Below are 16157 nucleotides of genomic sequence, written 5' to 3'. Positions count from 1 at the left end.
ATAACAGTCTGGAGACTGTAGCCGATCGTATGGCAGTCGAGACGGCCGACGACGTCTGGATCGACGCGCCGGTCGATCGGGTCTTCGCGTTCATGGACGAACCGGCCAACCAGGCCGCCGTGACCCCGAGCCTGGCGGTCGCCGAGCGCGTCGAACGACTGGACAACGGCGGCAACCGAGCCCGGTACGTCTATCGGCTGTTCGGGATCTCCTTCGAGGGCGAGGTCCGTGCCAGCCGGTACGAACCGCCCGAACGGATCGTCTACGACCTCGTCGGTGACCTCACCGGGACGATCACGCTGACCTTCGCGGCCGAGGACGGCGGGACGCGGCTCACGTACGCGGCCAGCTACGGGATTCCCGGGCCGGTCCCCGAGTGGCTCCTGGCGCCGCTGGTCCGGTGGTACAACGCACGGGAGGTACGGCGGCTGCTGGCGACAGTTCGGGATCGGCTGGCGACCGAGTGACTGGCCCGCGGCCGTCAGCCGTCGCCCTCGTTCCAGCGTGCGTCCGAGAGAGTCCGCTGGACCGCTTCCTCGCCGATCGCCGTCGCCAGCGTCTCGAAGCCCGACCGTTCGACGGGGTCGCCGGCGTTGGCGACCAGGCGGGAGACGATGAACTCCGGCGTGGACTTGCCGACAGTGCCAAAGCGGGGCTGGTAGTCCACCTGGAGTTCCAGATCGGGACTCAGCCCCTCCGCGAAGATACCGTCGGTCCGGGCGGTCTCTGGCAGCGGTTCCAGGTCCGCTGCGAGGTGGGTGACGAATACCCCCAGCGCCCCGCGGTCGACGGTCAGCGTCACGAGCCCGTGCAACAGGTCGGCCGCCGAGCCTGGTTCGGTGATCGCCTCGAACTCGTCGACGAGCATCAGTGTCCGGTCGCTCCCGGTCAACGGTGGGACGACGGAGCGCAGCGTCGATTCGAGGACGCCGGCGTTGAACGAAGCGTGCCGTCGGTGGAAGACCACGGTGTCGACCAGCCCGACTTCGGCGGCGTCGGCGGGCACCGGCAGCCCCATCTGTGCGAGCAACTGGACCTGACACAGCGTCTCAAGCAGCGTCGTCTTCCCGCCGGAGTTGGCTCCGGTGAGGATCGCGACCCGGTCGCCGCTGGGGGGCTCGTTCGCGCCCTGGACTGGGAGGGTGTGATCGCCGACGGCGTAGGTGATCGGCTGTGGATCGTCGGCGTCGGCCAGCGTGAGGTTCCGTGCGTTCCGGACGGCGATCGTCTCCCGGTCCTCGACGAGCGTGGGCCTGACCAGATCGAACGCGATCGCGAACCGGGCGAGCGAGACCGACAGCGCGATGTCGTCGACGGCCGCGACCGCGTCGTCGATCGTCCCGCGTGCGGCTTCGAGGTCCGCTTCCAGCCGATCGGCGACGGCCGATTCCCGCTCCTGGAGGTCCGCCCGGAGCGAACTCCGGAGGTCCCGGAGGGCGGTCTCGACGAAGTCCCGCGCGTCGGTCGCTTCGCTCGGCATCGCCGCCTGGATTCTCGCCCGGCCCAGCCCGGTCTCGTCGATGACGTACCGGGCCAGGGCGTCCTGGAACTCCGCCGGCCGTCTCGCGCCGTCCTGGACGGCTTCGACGACTTCCGCCGAGCCAGCAGCGAGGTCTTCGACGTGGCCCAACTGATCCCGGAGCCGGTCGAGTTCCTCGTCGGCGCCTCGGCCGACGCCGTCACCGTCGCCAGCGAGGCCGGCCAGGGCTGCCCTGGCCGACGCGAGGTGGTCGCTGTCCAGCGTCGCGATGGGCTCGAACACGCCCTCCGAGACGCCGACTTTCTGGAGTTCGATCGCCGTCCCGACGGCCGAACGCTCGCCGCCGTTCCCGTATCCCTCGAAGGCAGCGACGACCGACTCCCGTGTCGACTCCGAGAGCGCGGCCCACGACTCCCGCGCGGAGAGCACGTCGTCGAGGCGCTCCTCCATTCGTTCTTTCGAGGGCAACGGCGTCAGGACGCGGATCCGATCCGCGGCGTCGGACGTGACGGCGTACTCCTCGGCCAGGTCGAGCAGTTCCTTGTAAACGTCGCGAGTGTCCCGGGTGGCCAGCAGGTCCATCGACTCGGCGCCGCTGGCCCGTCGGAGGATCCGCGTCGCTCGGCCCCGCGAGAGCCCGGCCGCGGTCAGTGTCCGCGTGTCGGCCGACTCGATCGCCTCGATGGCCCGTTCGACGCCCAGTTCCTCGGAGAGCAGTGCCGACGTCTTCGGGCCGATCCCCCAGTACTCCTCCAGTCGCATGGACGGGGAGTCGACCGGTGGCCGCTTAGTCGTTGTTCTTGCGTGTGGTGAGTCGAGCGACAGCAACGGCCGTCCGCTGTGGGAGTAGCCGGACGACTCAAGCCCCCGGAGGCGCAAGCGGCCGGTATGGACTCCTGGCGCACGGCCGACGAACCGGCCTGTCCGGCTTGCGGCGAGCCACTGGACCCGGCGGTTATGGACTGTCCACACTGTGGCGAGCAGTTCCTCTCGGAGGAAGAGGCCGCGGCACTCACCGAGCACCTGGCCGAAGCGCTGGAAACGGAACCGCAGGCGGCACCCCGCTGGGCGGTTCTCCTGACCGGGCTCGCGCTGGGGATCGCCATCGCGCCGCTGGTGACCTACGCCGGCGTCATCGCGACCGGTGTCCGGTCGCTGGGGGTCGTCGTCACGCTCTTGCTCGCCGGCTGGTTGCTCCCCGGGATCTATCTCGCCCGGTTCCGGAACCCCAGCGAGGTGCTCTCGCGTGGTCTCTATCTCGTCGTCGCCGGGATCGGTGCCGTCGTCGTCGCCGTCGGGTACGACACGGTCGCGGCCGGCGAGTCTACTGTCTCACAGGGGACCGCACTGTTGCTGGCACTGCTTGCCGTCCCGGCCGTCGTCGCCGCCATGCTCGCCAGACGGGCGTCGAACCGTGCGGCCCGACAGCTCCGTGGCGAGCCCGGCCGACTCCACGAGCGGGCCGGTGTCGAACCCGACGACGAGGAGTGAGCGTCCCTCGTACCAACTCTCGGGAGGGAACCGATCTGCTCACGACGAGATCCGCGGCGATGGCGTGCTAGTCCCAGAACGACTGGGTCCGTGCGTACTCCCGTTCCTGACGGAGGATGTCCCGGTAGAACTCGTCTTCGTCCTCGCGCAGGCGGTTGATGATCCGTGCGGCGTTGTGCGGGCCGACGCCGCGAGCCGCCAGCGCGAGGACGGCCCGTTTGCCGTGGCTCTGAACGAGGGACGCCGATCGGTAGGCGCGTTCGGTCATCTTCTCTTGCTCTTCGTCTCTCTCGCTTGCCCGAACTGCGGTCAGCACTTCGTCGGCCCACGGGTTCAGCGCCGCGATGCGGGTCGACCCACACTGTGGACACTCCGGCTGATCGCGGACCCGCTTGACCTGCTGTCTGCGGTCCCACTCCTTGCAGTGGAGACAGGCGAGGATGACGCGGTCCTCCTGGATGCGCTCTCTGACCGTCTGGATGACGCTCGCGTCGGCGTTCTCCGGCGAGAGCAGTTCCCGGCCGGCCGAACGGCCGCCGAGTCCGATCGGCGTCCGCTCGCCCACCGTCTCCAGGGCCACCTCGCCGGACTGCAGCGCCGCCAGCAGGTCGGCCGTCTCCGCGAGGGCCAGGTCCTCGTGACGGACCTCGCGAAGCGCCTCCTCGTACATCGGCGTGTCCTCCAGTGCCGCCAGCAGGCGGTCACGGCCGAACTCCGTCGATCCTCGGCCTCGCCAGCGTTTGAGCGAGCCGAACTTCGTCGCGACCTGCGCGAGCTTGAACTTCAGCGCGTCGGCGTTCTTGAGACTCAACTCGACGAGTGCGGTCAGGTGGTCGGGGTCGGTCTCCTCGACGACCTCGATCACGTCGCCGGCGGTGATCTGTCGTGGCACCTCCAGTTCGATCCGGTAGGGATCGACCTCCATGGCGACCGAGGAGCCGGCCCGCTGGCCGAGTAGTGCCGACAGAACCCGGCCCAGCGTCTCGTTGACCTTGTGACCGTAACAGGCGTTGACGACGACCTCCCGGCCCTGGAACTCCACGAGGACGGTGCCGTCGTCCGGCAGCGGTGCCTCGTGGCCGTCCAGTTGTTCGAGGCCGGTCTCGACCGTCGCCCTGCCGGCGTCGTAGCGGTTCGCGACGTGGGACGCGACGGCGTCGATCGGTGCGCCGTCCTGGAGTTGCTGGCCGGCGACACGCCGGAGTTCGCCGACCTCCTGTGCGACGGCCTTCGGAACGGGGATCTCCGACCCGGTCCAGGAGGGGACCTCGCCGGCCGGGTCCTCGATCGGCGAGACGGTCACGACCTCCTCCTCCTCGTCGATGTTCGTGATCCGCCACATCTCGCCACGTTGGACGAACACCTCTCCGGGGGTCGCGAAGTTGACGACGAATCGCTCGTCCAGGGTCCCGACCTGGTCGCCCGAAGCCACGTCCTCGACGTCGTAGGTCGCCTCGTCGGGGATCATCGAGAGGTTCTGGTAGAAGTACTGCCAGGTTCCTCGGCGCTTCTCCAGGGTGTCCCGTTCCTCGTCGAGCCAGACGACGTTGTTCTCGGCCAGTTCCTGGACGACCGCCTTGAACTGCTGTTCGGGGAGGTCACGGAACGGATAGGCACGGGTGAGGACCCGATAGGCCTCCATCGCGCGGATCTCGCCGGTGTCCATCACGAGACCGGCGATCTGGTTGGCGACGGTGTCGAGGCTCCCGTCGTGGATCTCGGCGGGTTCCACGTCGCCGTTGCGGGCCTGTCGGGCGATCGCCAGCGCTTCGAGGGTGTCGTCGGCGTGGGTCGTCACGACCGTCCCCGAAGAGACCTGGTCGCGGCGGTGGCCGGCGCGGCCGACCCGCTGGACCAGCCGCGAGACCTGCCGCGGGCTGCCGTACTGGACGACGTGGTCGACGTGGCCCACGTCGATGCCCAGTTCCATCGAGGAGGTACACAGCAGGGCGTCCAGTTCGCCCCGCTTGAATCCGTCCTCGACGTCGATGCGGGCCTCCTTCGAGAGCGACCCGTGGTGGACGCCGAGGTTCGTCCCCAGTTCCTTGAACCGCGAGCCCAGCGCCTCCGCGGTCTGTCGGGTGTTGACGAACACCAGGACCGACTCGTGGTCGGCGATCAGGTCGTCGATGAACCGGACGTGACTTGCGGTCTCGGCGTCAGTGACCAGTTCGCTGGAGAGTCGCTCGTCGCGGTCGGTCACCTCGGGATGGACCACGTCGATCGAGAGCCGGCTCCCGATGTCGACCTCGACGACCCGACAGCCCCGCCCAGCCGTCAGGAACCGCCCGACCTCCTGTGGGTCGCCGACCGTCGCCGAGAGCCCGATACGTTGGAACGACCCCGACAGTTCCCGGAGTCGTTCGAGGCCGACGGTCAACTGTGCGCCCCGCTTGGCCGCCGCGAGTTCGTGGACCTCGTCGACGACGACGTGGTCGACGTCTTCCAGTGCGGTCCGGAGTTTCGACCCCGTCAGCATCGCCTGTAACGTCTCGGGTGTTGTCACCAGCACGTCCGGCGGGTCGTTCGCCTGCTTCTGGCGCTGGTAGTCGGTAGTGTCGCCGTGTCGTACGTCGACATCCAGCCCCAGCGTCTCGCCCCACCACTCCAGGCGCTCGCGCATGTCGCGGTTCAGTGCCCGTAGCGGGGTGATATACAGCGCACCGATCCCGAACCGGTCGTCGGACTCGACCAGGGAGTCGAGCACCGGCAACATTGCGGTCTCGGTCTTCCCGGTCCCCGTCGGCGCGACGACGAGCGCGTCACGACCGTCGGACAGCGGTGGGATCGCCTCGCGCTGTGGCTCGGTCGGCGTCGAGAACCCCCGCTCGGAGAGGGCAGTCCGGACCTGGTCGCCCAGCGCCGAGAACGCGGCGACACCCGTCTCGCTCATCGTCTCTCGTTACGGCTGGGCGAGGTTAAGCGCGTCGCGTCCGACTCGCGGTTTCCCCGCGCCGGTGGCACTCAGTCCGTGGCGTCACGCCACCGGAGAACGAGGTAGCCGATCCCGCTCCCCACACACAGGACCACACCGACGACGGCCAGCCCCATCCCAGCGATGAAGCCGAAAAAGCCCAGGCCAAGCGTGGTCCCGCCGTCCTGCCTGATCGTGTACACCGTCCCGTTTCGCTCGACCGGGAACGGGGTCTCTCGATCGACGATCGGGTTGTCCAGACGGGGCTCGTAGTCCCCGTACTCGCTTCCACTGCTGTTCTCGACGATGCGGTCGATGGCCCGCCGCTCGGCCGTCGGCATCGAGTCGTACTCGATCACCCTTCTGTCGGCGACCACGTCCGAACGACCTCGGTCGGCGTAGTACCCGTTATCGACGCGGTTCTGTGTCAGTTCCCCGACCGCGGCCGCACCGTATCCGAGATACAGCGGTGCGGGCAGACAGAGGAGACCGACGAAAAAGAGACGGAGGGCGAGCGTCCGGTAGTCGATGTCCATCCTCGATCGCAGGTTCTCGAATCGAACGTATCAGTTTTGTGTTGTGACTGTCGCCTTCTCGTCCCAGTCTCAATGTTGAAGGGGCTGGTCGCCTATCTCATCGTATGTACCTCGCCGACGAGGCCTGGCCGGACCTCGAATCGTACTTCGAGTCGGAGTCGCTGGCGCTGGTTCCCCTCGGTTCGACCGAGCAGCACGGCCCCCACCTCCCGGAGGGGACCGACCACATCATCGCCGAGGCCTTCGCCCGGCGGGCCGCCGAAGAGACGGGTTATCTCTGTACGCCCACGATCACGGTCGGCGTCAGTCCCCACCACCGGCAGTTCCACGGGACGATGTCGGTCACGGCACCGGTGTTCCGTGACTACGTCGAGAGTCTGACCCGGAGCCTGGCCGAGCACGGCATCGACCGGGTGATCTACGTCAACGCCCACGGCGGCAACGTCGAACACCTCCGGGAGGTCGGTCGCCGCCTGCGGGACGCCGAGGTGATGTACGCCATCGAGTGGATGTGGGACGAGTCGATCACCGACCGTATCCAGGAGGTCTTCGAAACGCCCGGTCCCCACGGCGGCCCGAAGGAGACCTCGCTGATCCAGTATCTCGCCGGCGAGTTGGTCCACGAGGACCGCATCGAGGACGCCCGCGACGGCGGCCTCCGCGAGTTCGACGAGTCCTCCGGGCGGGTTCACGGTGCCCGTACTTTCTACGACGCCATCGACAACACGGACAACGGTGTCCTGGGCGACCAGACCGACGCCTCCGCGGCCGTCGGCGAAGAACTGTTCGAGGCCGCGCTGGACCAGCTCTGTCAGCTCTGTGAGTGGCTCGCTGCTCAGCCGTTCGAGGACCTAATGCCGAACGAGCACCTCTGAGATGAGACGGAAGCGCGTCTACGCGGTGTTGTTCGCCTGCTTTGGCTTCCTGGCGGTCACGAACGCTGCCGTGGGCTTCCAGGACGGGACGTGGTCGACGGCCGCCGTGGCGCTGACCGCCCTCGGTGGTGCCGTGACCTTCCTCACGGCGCTGGCGGTCGCAGTGCGGCCGGCCGTCTTCACCGACCAGACTCGGGCCGGAACGATCGTCGCACTGGCCGCGGGCGTCGCCGCCTTCGCCGCCGGGACCGTCCTCGGCCTCCTCTAGACCCGTCGGTACTCGCCCAGTCGCGTCCCGTCCAGCAGGAACGCCTCAGCCTCGGAGAATCCGGCCGGAAGGAACGGTGAGAGGAACGACTGTCCCTCGACGTTGACCCAGGTACCGCCCGAGCGATCGTTGAACGCCGGACAGAGGACGAGGTCGGCGTCGGTTTCGACGGGTTCGCCGAACTGCTCGGTGAACGGCGAGGGATCGAGTGTGCCCCGGAGCCACGCACGCTCTTTCCGCGCGCCGCCGACGGTGTCTTCGAGCCTGACGACGGGATGCTCGTGGCCGATACAGACGACATCGGCCGCCAGCACTTCGGGAGCGGGCCAGGTGTGACCATGGGCGAACCCGACCGCCCCGATCCGGGTCCCGTGTGCCGGCGTCACGGTCACGTCGGCGTCCAGATCGGCAAGCACCGGTTCCAGATCTCCGTCGTGGTTGCCCTTCACGAGCGTCACCGGGACCGACAGCGCCTCGAACAGCGTGGCGAGTTCGGTCCGTTCGTCCTCGAAGGGGTCCCCGATGGCGTGGCCGAGGTCGCCGACGACGACGAGTCGGTCGGCGTCGGTCCGGTCGAGCAGAGCCAACAGGTGCTCCCGGCGGTCGCGTGCGGCCGACTGGAGTTCCACGCCCTCGTAGCGCAGTCCCGCCTCGATGCCGGCGTGGTAGTCGGCGACGACGAGGAGTCGCTGGCCGTCGGTCTCGGCAGTCGCGGCCGGCGCTCCCGGGACCGGTTCGAGGTGCATCGACGCGGGGTAGGTCGCCGGGACGCAAAAGGGGCGCGGCTCGACCGAGACCGCTCAGATCGGCGTCAGTTTCCCGTCGTCGGGTTCGTAACACCGTCCGCCCATCAGCGCGTCCTGGATCGCGTCCTCGACGGCGTCGGGATCGGCGCCGTAGCGGTCCACGACGGTCGCGAGTACTGCCTCGCGGTCGGCGCCGCCACCGTCGTTGAGTTCCTCCATGACCTCCATGACCGCGTCTTCGAGGTCGATGTCGTCGGCCGGCTCCTCGACGGCCTCGGCGCTACTGTCTGTGGCCTCCGTGGTCGCCTCGACTTCACCAGCGGTCTCGTCCGCTCCGGCGTCGGTCGCCGTCTCGGGCGTCTCTGTCTGTCCGTCTCCGGTCGCCGCGTCGCTATCGGGGGCCGGCGATTCGCTTCCGGCCGGCGCACCGGGCGACTCGGGGGCGGACTCGGCATCGGCCGCGCCGGCGGGCGCTCCCTGCTGAGCGGCGTCGGCGAGTTCCTCGGGATCGGGCGTCTCGATGTCCGCTTCGCCCGGTTCCTGAACCTCCGAGCCGCTCTGGAAGTCCGTCCCGAACTCGTCTTCGATCTCCTCACGCTCGTCCTCGTCGAGGTCGAACTCGGGCTCGAACTCGCCGATGTCGTCGTCCGATTCGTCGCTTTCGACGGTCGTGGTTTCGCCGATCGAGTCGGCACCGATCGGTGTCTCGCTGGCCTCGTCCGCTGGAGCGTCGTCGGCTTCTGTCCCCTCGTCGGAGGCGTCCACGGTCGTCGACGCCGGTTGCTCGGCATCGTCGGCCGACCCAGTCGCTCGCTCGCTTTGCTCGTCGGTATCCGGTTCGTCCGCCGTGCCGGCAGCCGGTTCGGCATCGGACTCCGCCGTAGTCGCCGGCTGCTCGGTGCCCGTGTCCGGCGCTGTGGTCCCGGGCTGTTCCGTCCCTTCGTCGAGTGCTGCCTCCTCCGTGTCTGTACCGACGGCCGGGGCCGACTCGGTTCCGCTCGCGTCGGTCGGATCGGGTCCGTCCCTCGCTTCGCTGTCGGGCGTCTCATGGTCCGTCGCCGCGAGGACCGGAACGGGGTCGTCGCCGCCGTCGTCCGGCGACAGCGACAGCGTCCCGGCCTCGTCTCGCTCGCCCGCCACGACGCGTGTCGCGTCCAGCGCGAGGTCCCGAAGCGCCTCGAGGTAGTCGCCGGTCGTCCCGTAGTGGTCCAGTGCGAGCGCGATCCCGGCGGCGTCGGCCTCGGCGACATCCCGGTCGAGCAGTGCCTGCCGGAGGTCGTCGCCGGCCAGGCCGGTCTCCTTGGCGCCCGCCATCCGACCGATCCGATCGAGCGTCTGTTCGGCGGCCTGGACGACCCAGCGGTCCCGCGTGTCGGCGTCGACCTCGCTGATACTCTCGGGCCGGACCGAGGTGAACACGCGGTCGCCGTCCTCCGGCTCGAACGTCCGCGCCTTGCCGGTGATGGCGACGAACAGCGGCGGCGTCGCACCCTCTAAGAAGGCCAACTCGTCGGGCTGGTACTGGCCGGCGTAGACGACGAACGCGCCCGTCGGATCGACGATCCGGGCCCGCAGGACCTCCTCGTTGACCTGTTCGATCTCCGTGAGGACGCCGACGACGAACAGGCGATTCACCCGTGCGCCGGTGGGCGTGACGACGTAGTTCGGTGCCCGCTCCTCGTCGGATTCGGAGTACGAGAAGTCGGCGTCGTCGAACTCGGCAGCGAACAACCGGTGGGCGACCTCTCGGGTCCCGGCGCCGCTGTCGTCCTCGGATTCGCTCACGTGTCCACCTCCGCCAGCAGCGCACCCGCACGTTCGACGGGATCGTCGTCGGCCTCGGCGAACGTCTCGGCGTTGAGGTTGGCACCGTACTCGTCGACCGATAGCGAGCCGCGGACGACGTACTCGTGTCCGACGACTTGCTCGGCGATCCGCTCGGCGACGACCTCCTTGTCCATGGCGTCCCGGGCGTGCTCGCGGGCGTCGTCGAGGTCACCGCCGTACACCCGTGCAGTCAACTCGTCGCCGAGGATGACGGTCACCGTGCCTGTCCCGTCGTCGAGGATCGCCTTCGTCCGGAGGTCGTCCTCGCCCTCGACGGCGCCGTGGGAGCGACACTGGCCGTTCTGGACGACGCGGCCACACTCCGGACAGCGTTCGATGAGTCCCGAACCGTCGCGGATCTCGATGACGTTCCCGGACAGTTCCACGTCGAAGAGCCCACCGCTCTCGACGGCCTCGCGGACCGTCAGTCGCGGGGCGTCCTCGGTCACTTCGACGGGGGTCGACAGCGCCGTCACCGCCGAGAATTCCGAGACGTTGACCGACGGCGCGCCGCGGAACTCCCGGACGAACGTCTCCTCGATGCGGACCGACGCCCCTTCCTCGATGGCGTCGTGTGGCTCCCAGTCGGTAAAGGGGAGACGGCCGCTCTCGTCACCGAGTACGCCGCTGAGGATCGTCGTCTCCCCGTCGCGGCCGTCGATGATCTTCCGTTCACACTCGATGACCTGGACCTCGACGGTGACACCGCGGTCGCCCGGTTCCAGGGACGCCAGCGTCGACTCGCCGCCGATCTCGGCGTCGATATCGAGGGGCTCGTCGACGACGCTGGCGTCGGTGCTGTCCCCGAGATTGAGTTCGGGGTGGCCGTCCCACTCGCGGACGCCGGCGTTGCCGAACTGGACGGTCTGGCCGGGTTCGAGGTCGCCGTCGAACCCGTCCCAGGCCGTATACGAGATCCGGCCCGTCTCGTCGGCCAGTTCCCCCTCGCGGATGACGTGCTGTTCGCCGTTGTACTGGATCGACCGGCGACCCGACGTGAGGACGACGGCGGTCACGGTGACGTTCGAGTCGTCGGTCGTGACCTCGCCGATAGACTTGCTCGACGGACCACTCCCGCCGGTCTCGCCGTCCCCGTACTTCCGTCTGAGGCTCTGTTTGGCCTCGTCTACCGGGACCGAGTAGTTCACCAGGTTCTCCAGGTCGCTTTTGACCTCCTCTTTGTCGACGCCGAGGTCGGAGGCGAGTTCCTCGGCATGAGCTTCGAGAGACATCGCCCGAGGGTTCGACGGGGCCGGTGAAAAGGGTTTGTGGCACCGTCCGCGTCGGATGTCCGTCCAGTCACACGTGGCCAGAATTTTTATCTGTGATACTGAGAACCCTCTGTCATGGAACTCGGTCGCGTACAGCATGGGCGGCGTAGCCGATTCGCCCAGGGACCGACCGGTTTGTCGGCACTCCGGTCGGCGCTCGCAGTCGAGACCGAACGCCTAACCCGGGTGTGTTGACGTGGGTGGTGTCTTCGGATCGAAGCCGTCTGATTCCCACGTGATCTGGCGCAGCGGGCGAGACGACGACGGGGCCAAGCAGTTCGACTTCGAGTACCTCCGGCTGTGGGCGGCACACTTCGGAATCGACTACGAGGAGTGGGAGCGGGTCGACCACGAGCGCGGCGATGAGTCCCGGACACAACACGCCTGTGTGTTCTGCTGGGCCGAGACCGGCGGCCAGGAGTTGTCGCTGGGCGAACGCGACTGGAGCATGGGGTCCCAGGAGAAACCGCGGACGTTCATCGAGATCGACGAGGCCGGGATCGCCCGGTTCAAAGGCTGGACGAGCGAGGCCGTCCTCGACCTCGACGAGTTGCTCTTGGACGGGACCACCTGCCGGCTCAGGACCGCCGACGGCACGCAGAAGTCACTCGACGTGACCAAACTGGCGACCAGACCGAAACAGACGTAACCGAAACCCGTTTTCCGCCGTACCGTCTCCTGCTCGGTATGCACGTCGTCGTCAACGCCGCGATGAGCGCCGACGGGAAACTCTCGACCCGGCGACGCGAACAGATCGCTATCTCGGGGACCGAGGACTTCGACCGCGTCGACCAGCTCCGGGCCGACAGCGACGCGGTCATGGTCGGCGTCGGAACCGTCCTGGCGGACGACCCGTCTCTGACTGTCGACGACCCCGACCGTCGGGCCGCACGGACGAACGCGGGCAAACCCGCAAACCCGGCCCGGGTCGTCGCCGACTCGCGGATCAGGACGCCGCCGGACGCGACGGTCCTCGACGACCAGGCCGCGACGTACCTGTTGGTCAGCGAGGCCGCGCCGACCGACTTCATCGAGGAGATGGAAGAGGCCGGTGCCTACGTGATCGCGACCGGGCAGGATCGGGTAGACCTCACCACGGCGCTCGCGAAACTCGAAGGCGAGGGGGTCGACCAACTCATGGTCGAAGGCGGCGGCGAACTCATCGCCGGACTGTTCGAGGAGGGGCTGGTCGACGAACTATCGGTGTTCGTCGGGCCGACGATCATCGGCGGCCGTGACGCGCCGACGTTGGTCGACGGCGAGGGGTTCGTCGAGGAGTTCCCCGAGCTTTCACTCCAGGGCGTCGAGCGACTCGGCGACGGCGTCGTGCTCCGCTGGACGCTCTGATCGCCGGGAAACCTGTTTGACCCCGCCGTTCCTACCCCTGTCCATGCGGAACGACACCACACAACTGGACGAAGCGGGGAAACGAGCGGCCTACATCACCGACGAGTGGTCACAGGACCCGGCGATCATGCAGACCCAGGCCCTGTGTTACGTCGGACTCCAGTTAGAACGGATCGCCGATGCGCTGGAAGAAGAGAGCTAGTGGTCGTGCCCGGTCATCTCGCTGAAGGAGGCGCCAAAGCGCTCCTCGAACAGCGCTAGCGTACTCTCCTCCAGTGCGGCGATCTCGTCGTCGACCTCGCCCTGGCTGTGGTGGACGGCACCGTGGATTCGCTGTGCCAGGCCGAACATCGCGATGTCGCCGACGACCTGCGGGTCCGTCTCGTCGGGTTGTTCGCGAAGGATCTCCAACAGGCCGCTCGGGACGGTCAGTTCGTCGGTCGAATCGGCTGTCTCGATCGTCAGCGTGACAGTGTCGGATGCCATGCAACCCCGTTGGCAGACCGTACGGAAGGGTCTATCGGGTCCGTGTCCTCCCGGTACCGACCCGCCCGAACGGACTGGTTCCCCGACCCGATCAGTCGTCGGCTTCCGCGGGGGCCTCGGCTTTCTCGTCGACCTCGTCTTCGAGATAGTCGTCGGCGTCGAGGGCTGCCTTCGTCCCCATCCCGGCGGCGGTGACCGCCTGCTGGTAGTGGAAGTCGACGACGTCGCCGGCCCCGAACAGCCCCTCGACGCCCGTCCTCGTCTGCCCGCCGCCCTCGCCGCCCTCGGTGACGATGTAGCCGGTCTCGTCGAGTTCGACGCCCGTCTCTTCGAGATACGCCGTGTTCGGGGTGTGGCCGATGGCCATGAACACGGCACCGACGTCGAAGTCGAAGGTTTCGGTGTCAGGGTCGTCGAGGTTCTCGGAGGGGTAACCCGCCTCGTTCCGGGCCAGCGTGACGTGGTCGACGCCGTCCTCGGCGGAGCCGTGGATCTCCAGTAGTTCCGTGTTGCGCATGATCTCGATCTCGCCGGCGTCGACCTTCTTCTGGACCTTGTCGATCCAGTAGTCTTCCGCGCGGAACTCCTCGCGGCGGTGGGCCAGGTAGACGGTGTCGGCGAACTTCGTCAGGAAGTGCGCTTCCTCGAAGGCGGCGTCGCCGCCGCCGACGACGAGCATGTCCTCGTCACGGAAGAACGCGCCGTCACAGGTCGCACACGTCGAGACGCCGTAGCCCATCAGTTCGTCCTCCCCCGGAACTCCCAGTGTCCGGGCGCTGGCACCCGACGCCGCGAGGAACGCGTCACAGGTGTAGACGGTCCCGTCGCGCAGTTCCACCCGGAACGGACGGTCGCTGTCGTCGACCTCGGTGACGATCCCGTGGTCGATCTCGGTCCCGAACCGCTCGGCCTGCTCTTTCATCCTGTTGATGAGGTCCGGTCCCGACAGCCCCTCCGGGAAACCGGGGTAGTTCTCGACTTCGCTGGTCAGCGTGAGCTGTCCACCCGGTTCGTCCCCCTCCAGAACGAGGGGCTCGTTGTTCGACCGCGCGGCGTAGATGGCGGCGCTCAGTCCCGCGATGCCCGAGCCGGCGATAATGAGGCGCCGGTGCTCCGGTGTCTCTGTCATTACCAGAGTTACTGTCGGCCGGCGTATTTAGTTTGTGCTGTCGTGCGCGGATCACTCGCGATACCGTGTCTACCGGTCACGAGCCACGAAAGGAGGCGAGTATCACCGACACACACGACGAGGTCGGAACGCCCACATCGACGGGCTCCGAAGGGTGGGTATGGCTGCCGATCTGGACGAGAAGACCGACCGCTACGAGGGACTGCTCGCCGAGGCTGTCGACGCCGCAGAGATCGCACCGCCCGAAGGGACACCGATGCACGACGGTGCCGTAGACTGTGCAGAGATGGCACGGTCCTACCTGGAGGACGGGCGTCACTTCCGGGAGAACGACGACCCGGTCAACGCCCTGGCAGCGTTCTCCTACGGGCACGCGTGGCTCGACGCCGGTGCCCGTATCGGTCTGTTCGACGTTCCCGAAGCGGGGCACCTGTTCACGCAGTGACTCGTACCCGGGTGGTGTCCGTGCGGCGATCGCCGCGCCGAACCGCGATACCGGTACAGCAGAGTATGCACAAAACTGGCACCGTCGATGCTTCGGAATTTCCCGCCTTCTCCGGCGAGAGTAACGGCAATCGGCCGTCCTGAACGGTATCAATTGACACACTGGCGGCCGTAAAGGGGCGAGAAACGCCGTTTACCGTCATCTCACTGCCGACTGCCCGAGGGATCGGCTGGGACTGCCGTACGGGTGCTATATTGCTGATTGTTCGCACAACAGCGAAAGCTTTATATACTTTTCTACCTAACTAAAGGTAACGAGAACTCGCCGAAGGGTTCTTCAGCGTTCTGCACCCGGCAGAACGGGACCACCACTATGAGCGAAACAACGACAACAACCAACGCACGAACCAGAGAACGGCTAGAGAGCGACCAGCAAGAGCAAGAACAGACGGACACCTGCCCGGAGTGTGGCGGGAGCCTGGTCAACGACACCGAACACGGAGAGACCGTCTGTGGGGACTGTGGCCTGGTCGTCGAGGAAGACGAGATCGACCACGGCCCGGAGTGGCGTGCCTTCGACTCCTCGGAGAAAGACCAGAAGTCCCGCGTGGGTGCCCCGACGACGAACATGATGCACGACAAGGGGCTCTCGACGAACATCGGCTGGCAGAACAAGGACGCCTACGGCCGGTCGCTGTCGGCCCAGCAGCGCCAGAAGATGCAGCGATTGCGCACCTGGAACGAACGGTTCCGTACTCGCGATTCCAAAGAGCGCAACCTCAAGCAGGCCCTCGGTGAGATCGACCGTATGGCCTCGGCGCTTGGCCTGCCCCAGAGTGTCCGTGAGACTGCCAGTGTCATCTATCGGCGCGCCCTCGGCGAGGACCTCCTCCCCGGTCGTTCGATCGAAGGGGTCGCTACCGCCGCGCTGTATGCCTCTGCCCGCATGGCTGGGAGCCCACGCTCGCTCGACGAGATGGCCAGAGTCTCCAGGGTCGAGAAGATGGAACTCACGCGGACCTACCGATACATCGTCCGCGAACTGAACCTGGAGGTCAAGCCCGCCGACCCCGAACACTACCTGCCCCGGTTCGTCTCCGATCTGAACCTCAGTGACGAGACCGAACGCCGCGCCCGGACGCTCGTCGAGAACGCGCGGAAAGACGGACTGCTCTCGGGGAAGTCGCCGGTCGGCCTCGCGGCCGCTGCCGTCTACGCCGCGGCACTGTTGACCAACGAGAAGGTCACCCAGAGCGAGGTCAGCGAGGTGGCGAACATCTCCGAAGTCACGATCCGGAACCGCTACAAGGAACTCCTCGAAGCCGAGGATCTCTCGGCCTGAT

The 16157-nt window shown here is 67.5% G+C and carries 17 protein-coding genes; 9 read left to right on the top strand and 8 right to left on the bottom strand.

The window, feature by feature from the left end; all coding sequences use genetic code 11:
- Positions 1-29 precede the first annotated feature (29 nt).
- Positions 30-467: an SRPBCC family protein gene (locus P0204_RS04575; protein ID WP_276222074.1), complete on the top strand. Its 438-nt coding sequence runs from the start codon at positions 30-32 to the stop codon at positions 465-467.
- A 14-nt stretch (positions 468-481) separates the two neighbouring features.
- Here the strand turns inward: P0204_RS04575 and P0204_RS04570 are convergent, their stop codons facing one another.
- Positions 482-2242, bottom strand: a complete 1761-nt coding sequence (locus tag P0204_RS04570) for a MutS-related protein (protein ID WP_276222073.1) — start codon at positions 2240-2242, stop codon at positions 482-484.
- A gap of 126 nt (positions 2243-2368) precedes the next feature.
- Between P0204_RS04570 and P0204_RS04565 the strand changes: the two genes are divergently transcribed.
- Positions 2369-2971: a zinc ribbon domain-containing protein gene (locus P0204_RS04565; protein WP_276222071.1), complete on the top strand. Its 603-nt coding sequence runs from the start codon at positions 2369-2371 to the stop codon at positions 2969-2971.
- Positions 2972-3038: 67 nt separating this feature from the next.
- On the opposite strand, the gene P0204_RS04560 is transcribed toward P0204_RS04565, so the two are convergent.
- Positions 3039-5864, bottom strand: a complete 2826-nt coding sequence (locus P0204_RS04560; protein WP_276222070.1) for a DEAD/DEAH box helicase — start codon at positions 5862-5864, stop codon at positions 3039-3041.
- Between the two features lie 71 nt (positions 5865-5935).
- A complete protein-coding gene (locus P0204_RS04555) occupies positions 5936-6421 on the bottom strand; it encodes a DUF7979 domain-containing protein (RefSeq protein ID WP_276222069.1) in 486 nt (161 codons plus the stop codon).
- A gap of 104 nt (positions 6422-6525) precedes the next feature.
- Here P0204_RS04555 and P0204_RS04550 point away from each other — a divergent pair, with 104 nt between their 5' ends.
- Positions 6526-7296 (top strand): creatininase family protein, encoded by a 771-nt coding sequence (locus tag P0204_RS04550; RefSeq protein WP_276222068.1) that lies wholly within the window; start codon positions 6526-6528, stop codon positions 7294-7296.
- Position 7297: 1 nt separating this feature from the next.
- On the top strand, positions 7298-7564 hold the full coding sequence (locus tag P0204_RS04545; RefSeq protein ID WP_276222067.1) for a hypothetical protein: 267 nt from the start codon (positions 7298-7300) through the stop codon (positions 7562-7564).
- Here P0204_RS04545 and P0204_RS04540 read toward each other — a convergent pair.
- From P0204_RS04540 to P0204_RS04530, 3 genes are read right to left on the bottom strand one after another with little or no spacing between them, the layout of a single operon-like run.
- A complete protein-coding gene (locus P0204_RS04540; protein WP_276222066.1) occupies positions 7561-8310 on the bottom strand; it encodes a metallophosphoesterase in 750 nt (249 codons plus the stop codon). The two genes, P0204_RS04545 and P0204_RS04540, sit on opposite strands and share 4 nt — an antisense overlap.
- Before the next feature lie 54 nt (positions 8311-8364).
- On the bottom strand, positions 8365-10095 hold the full coding sequence (locus tag P0204_RS04535; RefSeq protein ID WP_276222065.1) for a hypothetical protein: 1731 nt from the start codon (positions 10093-10095) through the stop codon (positions 8365-8367).
- Positions 10092-11369, bottom strand: a complete 1278-nt coding sequence (locus P0204_RS04530) for a Single-stranded DNA binding protein (RefSeq protein WP_276222063.1) — start codon at positions 11367-11369, stop codon at positions 10092-10094. The genes P0204_RS04535 and P0204_RS04530 overlap by 4 nt, the downstream gene beginning before the upstream one ends.
- Positions 11370-11604: 235 nt before the next feature.
- Between P0204_RS04530 and P0204_RS04525 the strand changes: the two genes are divergently transcribed.
- Genes P0204_RS04525 through P0204_RS04515 form a run of 3 tightly spaced genes read left to right on the top strand, consistent with a single transcriptional unit; the run spans position 11605 to position 12957 of the window.
- On the top strand, positions 11605-12057 hold the full coding sequence (locus P0204_RS04525) for a hypothetical protein (RefSeq protein WP_276222061.1): 453 nt from the start codon (positions 11605-11607) through the stop codon (positions 12055-12057).
- Positions 12058-12095: 38 nt separating this feature from the next.
- A complete protein-coding gene (locus P0204_RS04520) occupies positions 12096-12755 on the top strand; it encodes a 2,5-diamino-6-(ribosylamino)-4(3H)-pyrimidinone 5'-phosphate reductase (RefSeq protein ID WP_276222060.1) in 660 nt (219 codons plus the stop codon).
- Positions 12756-12798: 43 nt separating this feature from the next.
- Positions 12799-12957, top strand: a complete 159-nt coding sequence (locus P0204_RS04515) for a hypothetical protein (protein ID WP_276222059.1) — start codon at positions 12799-12801, stop codon at positions 12955-12957.
- Here P0204_RS04515 and P0204_RS04510 read toward each other — a convergent pair.
- Together P0204_RS04510 and P0204_RS04505 are read right to left on the bottom strand one after the other, a co-directional pair.
- On the bottom strand, positions 12954-13241 hold the full coding sequence (locus P0204_RS04510; protein ID WP_276222058.1) for a DUF7545 family protein: 288 nt from the start codon (positions 13239-13241) through the stop codon (positions 12954-12956). The two genes, P0204_RS04515 and P0204_RS04510, sit on opposite strands and share 4 nt — an antisense overlap.
- A 91-nt stretch (positions 13242-13332) precedes the next feature.
- On the bottom strand, positions 13333-14370 hold the full coding sequence (locus P0204_RS04505; protein ID WP_276222057.1) for an NAD(P)/FAD-dependent oxidoreductase: 1038 nt from the start codon (positions 14368-14370) through the stop codon (positions 13333-13335).
- A gap of 160 nt (positions 14371-14530) precedes the next feature.
- On the opposite strand from P0204_RS04505, the gene P0204_RS04500 reads away from it, so the two are divergent.
- Positions 14531-14815: a DUF357 domain-containing protein gene (locus P0204_RS04500; RefSeq protein WP_276222056.1), complete on the top strand. Its 285-nt coding sequence runs from the start codon at positions 14531-14533 to the stop codon at positions 14813-14815.
- Between the two features lie 372 nt (positions 14816-15187).
- Positions 15188-16156 carry a transcription initiation factor IIB gene (locus P0204_RS04495; RefSeq protein ID WP_276222054.1) on the top strand — a complete coding sequence of 323 codons (969 nt, stop codon included), beginning with the start codon at positions 15188-15190 and terminating at the stop codon, positions 16154-16156.
- The last annotated feature ends 1 nt before the right edge of the window (position 16157 follow it).

The organism is Haloarcula halophila (assembly GCF_029278565.1).
In the GTDB taxonomy this organism is placed as follows: Archaea; Halobacteriota; Halobacteria; order Halobacteriales; family Haloarculaceae; genus Haloarcula; species Haloarcula halophila.
This window is presented reverse-complemented; position numbering and strand designations above follow the sequence as displayed.

Bases quoted from the DNA above. Each gene is read 5' to 3' on its own strand.
- P0204_RS04575 (WP_276222074.1), top strand. From the start codon at position 30: ATGGCAGTCGAGACGGCCGACGACGTCTGGATCGACGCGCCGGTCGAT.
- P0204_RS04570 (WP_276222073.1), bottom strand. From the start codon at position 2,242: ATGCGACTGGAGGAGTACTGGGGGATCGGCCCGAAGACGTCGGCACTG.
- P0204_RS04565 (WP_276222071.1), top strand. From the start codon at position 2,369: ATGGACTCCTGGCGCACGGCCGACGAACCGGCCTGTCCGGCTTGCGGC.
- P0204_RS04560 (WP_276222070.1), bottom strand. From the start codon at position 5,864: ATGAGCGAGACGGGTGTCGCCGCGTTCTCGGCGCTGGGCGACCAGGTC.
- P0204_RS04555 (WP_276222069.1), bottom strand. From the start codon at position 6,421: ATGGACATCGACTACCGGACGCTCGCCCTCCGTCTCTTTTTCGTCGGT.
- P0204_RS04550 (WP_276222068.1), top strand. From the start codon at position 6,526: ATGTACCTCGCCGACGAGGCCTGGCCGGACCTCGAATCGTACTTCGAG.
- P0204_RS04545 (WP_276222067.1), top strand. From the start codon at position 7,298: ATGAGACGGAAGCGCGTCTACGCGGTGTTGTTCGCCTGCTTTGGCTTC.
- P0204_RS04540 (WP_276222066.1), bottom strand. From the start codon at position 8,310: ATGCACCTCGAACCGGTCCCGGGAGCGCCGGCCGCGACTGCCGAGACC.
- P0204_RS04530 (WP_276222063.1), bottom strand. From the start codon at position 11,369: ATGTCTCTCGAAGCTCATGCCGAGGAACTCGCCTCCGACCTCGGCGTC.
- P0204_RS04520 (WP_276222060.1), top strand. From the start codon at position 12,096: ATGCACGTCGTCGTCAACGCCGCGATGAGCGCCGACGGGAAACTCTCG.
- P0204_RS04515 (WP_276222059.1), top strand. From the start codon at position 12,799: ATGCGGAACGACACCACACAACTGGACGAAGCGGGGAAACGAGCGGCC.
- P0204_RS04510 (WP_276222058.1), bottom strand. From the start codon at position 13,241: ATGGCATCCGACACTGTCACGCTGACGATCGAGACAGCCGATTCGACC.
- P0204_RS04505 (WP_276222057.1), bottom strand. From the start codon at position 14,370: ATGACAGAGACACCGGAGCACCGGCGCCTCATTATCGCCGGCTCGGGC.
- P0204_RS04500 (WP_276222056.1), top strand. From the start codon at position 14,531: ATGGCTGCCGATCTGGACGAGAAGACCGACCGCTACGAGGGACTGCTC.
- P0204_RS04495 (WP_276222054.1), top strand. From the start codon at position 15,188: ATGAGCGAAACAACGACAACAACCAACGCACGAACCAGAGAACGGCTA.